We start from the raw sequence: 1,733 nt of genomic DNA, 5'->3' as shown, positions 1-1,733 counted from the left end.
GCCTCAACGCGGGCGCACACCTCACCCTGCCGGCCATCGAGGGCTGGACCACGGTGGTGGTGGTGCTCAAGGGCGAGGTGCGGCTCAACGCAGGCGATGCGATCGGGCCGGCGCAGTTCGCGATGTTCGAACGCCACGGCCAGTCCATCCAGGTCGATGCAATCGGCGATGCGACGCTGCTCCTGCTGGGCGGCGAGCCCATCGATGAGCCGCTGGTCGGGCATGGCCCGTTCGTCATGAACAGCGCGGCCGAGATCGCGCAGGCCATGGCCGATTTCAACACCGGCCGGTTCGGCCAGATCCCCGCGTGACCCGATTCGACGGCCGCCGCCAACGCGCGGCCCGTCGCACTGCTCTCTCCCCCAACCCACGGAAGTGACCATGAGCGTTCCCGCCAACTTCAACGGCAGCAAGCCGATCATCAACCCCGCAGACGCGGCCATGCTGTTGATCGATCACCAGAGCGGCCTGTTCCAGACCATCGGCGACATGCCCTTTTCCCGTGTGCGCGCGCATGCCGTCGCGCTGGCGCGCATGGCCACGCTGTGCGGTCTGCCGGTGATCACCACCGCCTCGGTGCCGCAAGGCCCCAACGGCCCGCTGATCCCGGAGATCCGCCAGAACGCACCGCACGCTACCTACGTGGCGCGGCGCGGCGAAATCAACGCCTGGGACAATCCCGAATTCGTCGCGGCGGTCAAGGCCACCGGTCGCCGGCAGCTGATCATCGCCGGCACCATCACCAGTGTCTGCATGGCCTTCCCGAGCATCGCCGCCGTGGCTGACGGCTATCAGGTGTTCGCGGTGGTGGATGCATCGGGCACCTATTCCAAGATGGCCGAAGAAATCACCCTGGCACGCGTCGTCCAGGCCGGGGTGGTACCGATGGATACGGCGGCCGTGGCATCGGAGCTGCAACAGACATGGCACCGCGACGACGCACAGCAGTGGGCGGAGATCTATACGCAGATTTTCCCCAACTACCAGCTGCTGATCGAGAGCTACGCCAAGGCGCAGGACGTCCAGAAGAACAACGAACCGCTGCATTCCCGGCGCATCTGAGGGGCGCCCTGCCCCTTGGCGCCCCCACCACCAACCCCGGAAGGAGACACACCATGGCAAGCGAACCCATCCGCGATCCGAAAGCCGACCATCTGTTGACCCCACAGAACGCGGCATTCGTGATCATCGACTACCAGCCCGTGCAGGTGAATTCCATCGCTTCGATGGACCGCCAGCTGCTGGTGAACAACATCGTGGGCACCGCACAGGCGGCCGTGGCCTACGGCCTGCCGATCGTGCATTCCACGGTCAACGTCAAGACCGGCCTGAACAAGCCGCCCATTCCGCAGCTGCGCAAGGTGCTGGACGGTATTCCGACCTACGACCGCACCACCATCAACTCCTGGGAAGACGTGGAATTCCGTCAGGCCGTGGAGGCCACCGGGCGCCGGAAGCTGATCATGACCGCGCTCTGGACCGAGGCCTGCCTCACTTTCCCGGCGCTGGACGCGCTCAAGGAAGGCTATGAGGTGTACGTGGTGGTGGATGCGGTGGGCGGCACCTCGCTGGCCGCCCATGACGCCGCGCTGCGTCGGGTCGAACAGGCCGGTGCGCAGCTGATCAGCGTCACCCAGTTGTTCTGCGAACTGCAGCGCGACTGGAACCGCAGCGACACGGTGCCGGCCTTCATGAAGCTCTTCATCGAGACCGGTGGCACCGCCGGCATCCAG

At 66.0% G+C, this 1,733-nt stretch carries 3 protein-coding genes; all 3 read left to right on the top strand.

What is annotated here, in order from left to right; all coding sequences use genetic code 11:
* Positions 1–311: pirin-like C-terminal cupin domain-containing protein (locus tag DBR34_RS23235; RefSeq protein WP_308812550.1), on the top strand; the 311-nt coding region annotated here is incomplete at its 5' end.
* 70 nt (positions 312–381) lie between these two features.
* Positions 382–1,062: a hydrolase gene (locus DBR34_RS14515; RefSeq protein WP_128097318.1), complete on the top strand. Its 681-nt coding sequence runs from the start codon at positions 382–384 to the stop codon at positions 1,060–1,062.
* Between the two features lie 53 nt (positions 1,063–1,115).
* The coding region (locus DBR34_RS14510; RefSeq protein WP_146186853.1) for a hydrolase at positions 1,116–1,733 on the top strand (618 nt) is incomplete at its 3' end.

This window comes from Stenotrophomonas sp. HMWF003 (genome assembly GCF_003061285.1).
Taxonomy (GTDB): Bacteria; Pseudomonadota; Gammaproteobacteria; order Xanthomonadales; family Xanthomonadaceae; genus Stenotrophomonas; species Stenotrophomonas maltophilia_AP.
This window is presented reverse-complemented; position numbering and strand designations above follow the sequence as displayed.